The 7,014-nt window shown below is 61.3% G+C and carries 5 protein-coding genes; 4 read left to right on the forward strand and 1 reads right to left on the reverse strand.

Annotated elements, in window-relative coordinates; genetic code table 11:
* A partial coding sequence (locus tag SH809_00075; protein MDZ4698075.1) for an orotidine 5'-phosphate decarboxylase / HUMPS family protein occupies positions 1–638 on the reverse strand: 638 nt, incomplete at its 3' end.
* A 500-nt stretch (positions 639–1,138) separates the two neighbouring features.
* Between SH809_00075 and SH809_00080 the strand changes: the two genes are divergently transcribed.
* The 4 genes from SH809_00080 to SH809_00095 all read left to right on the forward strand — a co-directional run.
* Entirely contained in the window at positions 1,139–3,595 is a 2,457-nt protein-coding gene (locus SH809_00080; GenBank protein ID MDZ4698076.1) for a PAS domain S-box protein, read from the forward strand.
* Positions 3,588–5,498, forward strand: coding sequence for a response regulator (locus SH809_00085; GenBank protein MDZ4698077.1), 1,911 nt, complete (start codon positions 3,588–3,590; stop codon positions 5,496–5,498). The genes SH809_00080 and SH809_00085 overlap by 8 nt, the downstream gene beginning before the upstream one ends.
* A 308-nt stretch (positions 5,499–5,806) precedes the next feature.
* A complete protein-coding gene (gene nagB / locus SH809_00090; protein ID MDZ4698078.1) occupies positions 5,807–6,601 on the forward strand; it encodes a glucosamine-6-phosphate deaminase in 795 nt (264 codons plus the stop codon).
* A gap of 5 nt (positions 6,602–6,606) precedes the next feature.
* On the forward strand, positions 6,607–7,014 hold a 408-nt coding region (locus SH809_00095), incomplete at its 3' end, for an ROK family protein (protein MDZ4698079.1).

Below are 7,014 nucleotides of genomic sequence, written 5' to 3' on the forward strand. Positions count from 1 at the left end.
AGGTCGCCGGCGGCGGCTTTGAAGGCATGGGGGTCGATGGCGAGGGGGGCGCCGATGACGACGAGGGGGGCGCCGTATTCGGGGGTGCGGATGGCCTGCTCGACGGTGAGGCCGCCGACGGCCTGGACGGGGATGCGGACGGCATCGACCACTTCTTGCAGGCGGGCCAGTGGGCTCGGGGTGTCCAGGCCGCGCTGGCGTCGGAGGGTGCGGTGGTCGTAGCCGACGTGGTGTATCACGTAATCGCAGCCAAGGTCTTCGAGGATGCGGGCGCCCTCGACGGGGTCTGGCATACACATGTTGTCGCCCATGACCTTCACGCCGAGGTCGCGGCCGGCCTTGACGACGAGCTCGATCGTTTCCGCGTGTGCGACGCCCATGACGACGACGTGGGTGGCGCCGGCCTTCGCCATCAACTCGGCTTCGAGCCATCCGCCATCCATCGTCTTAAGATCCGCCACGATGGGAACGGCCGGGTACCGCTCCCGCAGGGCACGCACCCCGTTCATGCCTTCGGCAATGATGAGGGGGGTGCCCGCCTCGAGCCAATCCACGCCGGCGCGGAGGGCGATTTCGGCCGTGTCCAGGGCTTCCTGGATCGTGGTGAGGTCAAGCGAGATCTGGACGATGGGTTTCATGTCGAACCTGTGTCGAACTGTGACGGAAACATGGAAAAAGAAGGATGGTAAGAAAACACATTCGTAACTTTCAACTCTTTATCGCTTCCCTATGTTAATCGGACATGCGGTCGTTCTGGCCGCGTGCACGGCCAACGCCGCTCTGTGTTTGAAATTTGAGCGGTGTTTGAAATTTGAGCGGTGTTTGAGATTTAAGCGGTGTTTGATATTTGGACGGTAATTGATATTTGGACGGTGTTTGATATTCGGGCGGTGTTCGATTCGCTGAAGGCGATGTATCGGTAGGTGCCTGTCTCCGCCTCACGGCAAGGTTTTTTTCCGGCCGTCGCGTGCTTTTCCAATTTCTGTGACGTCCGCCGGCGGTCTATCCGTCCAATGTTATTTCCAGGTTGAACTTTTCCACGGGCTCGTTGCTGTGTACTAGATGTAGCGCGCCAGGTATAGCCTTCCAGGTATAGCCCTTCCTGTTAAGCCCTTCCGCTACCTCAACGGTGTAGTGCATGCTGATTGACGATGCCTTTGACCTGGCCGTGGCGCCAGTGCCAGACGACGACCGGCTGTCCACGCTGCGGATTCAGCTGGCCGTGGTAAAAGCCGAGCGTGATGCGCTGGCCGAGCGGTGCGATTTTCTGTCGCAGATCGTCGATCGGAAGCTGAGTATGCGGGGAGGATTGTGGCGGGCGATCGTCGACTCCGTGCCGGCGGCCCTCGCCATCACGGACGCACATTTTCGCATCATCCTTTGTAACCCGGGCTTTTCGGCACTCTTCGGACCGGACGAACAGGCCGTCCGCGGCGCGGTCTTTTCCCAGTTCATGAACGACGGCGATCTGTTTCAGGAGGCCGAGGCCGTCGGGCGCGGCACGCGGCATACGGTCTGGTCGCTGCGCCGTGAGGACGAAAGCCTGTTTCTGGGTGCGGTTCAGTGCACGCCTCTGTACGACCCCGATCAGGCGCTCCTCGGCTTTCTGATCACCGTGCGGGACCTGACGACCGATGAAGCCAATGAGTCCGCCCGGAGCCAGGAGCGGCAGGCGATGCCCTTCCTCAACGACCGCTCGCCGGTGCTGATGTTCGCCGTGGACTCCGCCGCCTGTATCACGAGTGCAAGCGACGCCTGGCTCGAAAAACTCGGCTACAAGCGGGAGGAGGTGATCGGTCAGCTGACCTCCAGCTACCTGACTCGGGCCTCGCGGTTGTACCTCGCCGAGGCGCTCAAAAGCCGGCTCAAGGAAGAGGCGCTCTGGAAAAATGTCGAGACGCAGTTCGTGAAGAAGACCGGCGAGGTGATCGACGTGGTCATGTGCGCCACACGCGCCGCCGGAGAGGGGGACGACCGGATCGTTTTTGTGCTGCAGGACATCACCGAGCAGAAGCGCGCCGAGCAGGCCCTGATGGCGCGCACGCTGGAGTTCGAGACGCTGACCGATTATATCCCCGTCCAGATTTTCCGGATGGATCGGCACTACCGCTATCTATTTGTGAACCGCGCCCTGCTTGAAGCCTCGTCGGCGACGCCCGAGTCCTACATCGGCAAGACCGTCGACGAGCGGGGCCTCCCCTCGGCGATCGTCGAACGCTGGAAGGCGCAAATGGACCAGGTGTTTACCATCGGTGAAGCGATAGAATTTGAGTTCGACTATGCGACGCCTCGCGAGCACCGGTTTTTCCGGACCCTCATCGTACCCGAAAAAAAGGTCCAGGGGCGTGTCCGTACGATCATCGGGATCATGCGGGATGTGACGGAGGAACGCAAGGCCGGCGAGCAGCTGCGCCAGAGCGAAGCCAACCTCAAACTCGCGCAGGAACTGGCCCAGCTCGGGAGCTACGAGATCGACCTCGTCGATCCGAACGGTACGTACATGTCTGAGGAGGTCTACCGGATTGTAGGCGTGGATCCACAGGTCGAAGAGCTGACAACCGAGCGGTTTTTACGGCAGCTGGTGCACCGGGCGGACCGCCAGAAGGTGGCGCGCGACATCCGGGAGGCGCTCCACTCGGGATCGCCGTTTCAGCTCGAGTACCGCATCGTTCGGCTGGACGGCTCGATCCGTAATGTGCAGAGCCGCGGCACGGTGCTCACCGACCCGCGCCTCGGCAGGAAACGTGTGGTCGGGACGTTGCTGGACATCACCGAGCGCGCCGAGGCCGAGGAGAAGGCGCGCAAGACGCAGGAGATGTTATTGTACCAGCAGCGCCATGCCCGGGCGCTGGCCGAGACCGAACTCGAAAACGTGAAAGACGAACTGGTGCGCAAGACGCGGCTCGCGGCCGTAGGGCAAGTGGCGGCGAGTATCGCACACGAGCTTCGCAACCCCATGGGCGCCATTCGAAACGCGGCGTACATGCTTGAGCGCCGCGCCAACCCGTCGGACGTACGATGGGTCGAGTACATGGAAATCATCCAACGCGCATCCTCGACCGGCGATCGGATCATCAGCGACTTGCTGAACATGACGCGTAACAAGCCGCCGGCCCGGCAGCCGTTGGATCTGTGCCAGGAAGTCCAGAGCGCCTGCGAACGGTTCGCCGATCATCCGCGCATCCGGTTTGTCGACGCAATCGCGCAGCGGCCGTATGAGATCTTCGCAGACGCCGGCCAGCTTCAGCAGGTGTTCCAGAACCTGTTTACCAACGCCATCGAGGCGATGGAGGGAGAGGGGGAGATCGTCATTCAGGCGGAGGCTTCCGGGGAGATGGATCACATCGTCGTCCGCGACCAGGGACCGGGCATTCCGCCCGAGATGCAGGCTCTGATCTTCGAGCCGCTGTTTACCACAAAAGCGTCCGGCACCGGCCTGGGCCTATCGATCTGCAAACAGATCGTCGAACAACACAACGGGCAGATCATCGTCCGCAACGACCGCCCGAGGGGGAGTCTTTTTGTCGTGCGGATCCCGAGATGGAGCCGCGAGCGCTCCGCACCCTTCACCGAGTCCGCCAGTAATCATGTCTGAACTATCACATCCCGCTGACAAACACAGCCCGCGTATTCTGATTGTCGAGGACAACGAGGCGCAACGGCGCCTGCTCCGGGATATCATCGCAGAAGAAGGGTTCGACGCGGTATCGTACGAGACGGCGGCGCTGGCGCTGTCGCAGGTGAAAGCCGATGTATACGCCGTCGCCGTGATCGACATCCGACTGCCGGACATGGACGGGATCGAAGTCGTGCGCCGGCTCCATCTGATCGACGCTACGATTCGCATCATCGTCCACACCGGGTACGGCACGTTCGAGTCCGCCCGTGACGCCGTCAACTACGGAGCGTTCGCGTATGTGGAGAAGCTGGGCGATCCGCGGGTGTTGATCGGCCACATTCATCGGGGTGTGAAGGAGTGGATGCGCGATGCGCTCGAGCAAAGCGAGTCGCGCTTCCGCTCGGTGTTAAACGCCGTCCCGGATCTCCTTTTTATCCTGGATACGCAGGGGTGCTGCCTGGAGGCGTTTGCGCCCGAGAACACGAGCGAGTTGTGGCCGGCGTTTCCCGAGGTGGGACGTCGGGTGAGCGAACATCTCTCCGAAGCAGACTGGCACCGCTGGCGGCTGGTGATGGCCGAGGCGCTGGCCAGTGGCGAGCCCCAGACGATCGAATACGAGGTTGTGATCGATGGCGTCGTCCAGTGGTATTCGGCCCGGGTGGTGCGGATGCGTGCTGGCAGGGAGGAAGGCACGTTGTGGGTGAGCCGGAACGTGTCGGTGAAGAAGCAGGCCGAGATCGAGCTGATCAGCGCCAAGGAGAAGGCCGAGGAGATGAACAGGCTCATGTCGGCGTTTCTGACCAGCATGAGCCACGAAATCCGCACCCCGTTGACAAGTATTCTGGGGTTTGCGTCGATTATTGCCGAAGAGGTGGGGGAGGAGCAGCGCGAGCTGGCGCACCTGATCCGTTCGAGCGGGAAGCGCTTGCTCGATACATTGAACTCGGTGCTGGATCTATCGCTGCTGGAGGCCGGCAAGTTCGAGCTGGCGATGGACGCCGTGGAGCTGAACAGCGAGGTGCGGGAGAAAGTGCGGCTCCTGCAGCCGATCGCACAGGAGAAAGGGTTGCAGCTGGTATATCGTCCGTCCGCGCTGGCCTCCAAGAGCCGGCTCGATCGGAGCTGCCTGGATCGGATCCTGAACAACCTGATCGGCAACGCCATCAAGTTCACCCAGGAAGGGGAGGTGAGGGTGGAAGTCGAGCAGGCCGGTGGGGAGGTATTATTACGCATCCAGGATACGGGCATCGGCATCAGCCCGAATTTTCGGCCGTACCTGTTCGAAGAGTTCAAACAAGAGAGCACGGGCCTCGCGCGGCTGTACGAAGGCAGCGGCATCGGGCTGGCGATCACGAAGCGGCTGGTGGATATGATGGAGGGCCGGATCGAGGTTGAGAGCGAAAAAGGGCGCGGCACGACGTTTCGCCTCTTCTTCCCACTGATCCCGGATGCCCGCCCGATGCGTCCTCAGCCTGCCGCGGCTAACAAGATGCCCATCGCCCAGGCGATCCTGGGCTCGAAGGTACTTTTTGTAGAGGACGACCCGAACGCCCAGCGCTTTTTGAAGCTGCTGCTGCATAAACAGCTGGACCTGGAAGTCGCGCCGGACGAAGAGATGGCGCTCACGATGGCGAAGCGCCGGCGGTTCGATCTCGTTTTTCTCGATATCAATCTCGGGAAAAAACGAACCGGGGTCGATGTCATGCGCGCGCTGCGCGAACTGCCCGGGTATGCCCGGACGCCCATCGTCGCGATGACGGCGTATGCGTTGCCGCATGACCGTCAGCGCTTTCTCGACGAGCGGTTCTCCGATTATATCAGCAAGCCGTTTACAAAAAATCAGATTCTGGAAGTGATCGAACGATCACTGGTGGTCTGATGGCACCCTTTTTTGTAAGAAGTGTGGCGGAAAGACCGCTTCGGCTTTGCGTGGCACGGGCTTTGTTAGATAATTAGTTACGAAAATACCGCTCGAGCGCCGGCGCCGTAACGCCCCGCCACCGGGCTTTTAAATAGATTGGATTGATCATTCCTGCCATCAGCGGAGCTTTCTTTGAAGGCCCCGCTGATGGCATTTTGGGGCTTACCCGGAAAAGAATTCCTCCCGAGCAATTCAAACGGGGAGGGGCGGCGCACTTGACCGCGCGACCGTGGAAACGTACTTTCGACGTCTACTCTATATTCAGGATGCCAAACGGCTTTCAGGAGGATGATATGCTTGTCGAAGTGATGGTCGATTACGATGCCGTCAGCGAGCGCGCTGCCGAACTTGTTGCGCAACAAATCCGCAAAAAACCGGATAGCGTCATCGGTTTTGCGACAGGGAGCACCCCGTTGGGGCTCTATAAGCGACTGGTGGCGATGCATCGGGATGCCGGGCTCGATTTTTCAAAGATGACGACCTTCAATCTCGATGAGTACATCGGATTGCTCCCACGCCACGATCAGAGCTACAACCGGTTCATGTGGGAGCATCTGTTCGAACATATCAACGTGAGCCCGGAACGGGTGTTTATCCCTAACGGGATGGCGGATGATATTGACGGATTCTGCGCGTGGTATGAGGAGCAGATCGAGCGGGTGGGCGGGATCGATCTCCAGATTCTCGGCATCGGGGCAAACGGGCATCTGGCGTTTAACGAGCCGGGCTCGTCGCTGGGTTCGCGCACGCGGATCAAGACCCTCACGGCGGAGACCGTTGTGGTGAACGCGCGTTTCTTCTCGAATTTGAACGAGGTGCCCCGGTTCGCCATTACGATGGGGATCGGGACGATCATGGAGGCTCGCCGGCTCTTGCTGCTTGCCAGCGGCGAGAGCAAGGCCATGGCGATCCAGACGACCCTGGAGGGACCGGTTACGGCCATGGCGCCGTCCACTATCGTACAGATGCACCGGCATGCCCACGTGATCATCGACGAGCGGGCGGCGTCGCGCCTCAAGAACAAGCACCACCACGGCATTTCAGAGCCAAAGCCGGAATGATGGGCATGGTTGATGGAGACCTGGTCGCTGGTGTGGATGTCGGCGGCACCAATTTGCGGGTGGCGATTGCTCGTGCGGAAGACCCGGCCCGGTTCCTGGCGCATCGCGCGGGCCCGATGCCTACCCCGGCGACGCCGGAGGCCTGCGTTGCCCTGATTGGCCTCTTCCTGGACACCTGCTGCGCCGAGGCCGGCGTCGAGCGCCGGCGGGTGGCCGCCGTGGCCTCCACCGTGCCGGGGATCACCGACGACGGCCGCGGGACGACGTTGATCGTGACGAATCTTCCCGGCTGGGATAATTACCCGTTTGCGGCGCTGCTGGCTTCGGGCCTCGGCATCGAGGCGTATATCGAAAACGACGTCAACGCCGCCGCGCTGGCCGAGTACTTCTACGGCGTGGGCGCCGGCGCCCAC

It is taken from the genome of Rhodothermales bacterium, from assembly GCA_034439735.1.
Lineage (GTDB): Bacteria > Bacteroidota > Rhodothermia > Rhodothermales > JAHQVL01 > JAWKNW01.

What these genes read in the sequence shown, in the direction of transcription:
- SH809_00080 (MDZ4698076.1), top strand. Translation starts at nt 1,139, where the DNA reads ATGCTGATTGACGATGCCTTTGACCTGGCCGTGGCGCCAGTGCCAGAC.
- nagB (MDZ4698078.1), top strand. Translation starts at nt 5,807, where the DNA reads ATGCCAAACGGCTTTCAGGAGGATGATATGCTTGTCGAAGTGATGGTC.
- SH809_00085 (MDZ4698077.1), top strand. Translation starts at nt 3,588, where the DNA reads ATGTCTGAACTATCACATCCCGCTGACAAACACAGCCCGCGTATTCTG.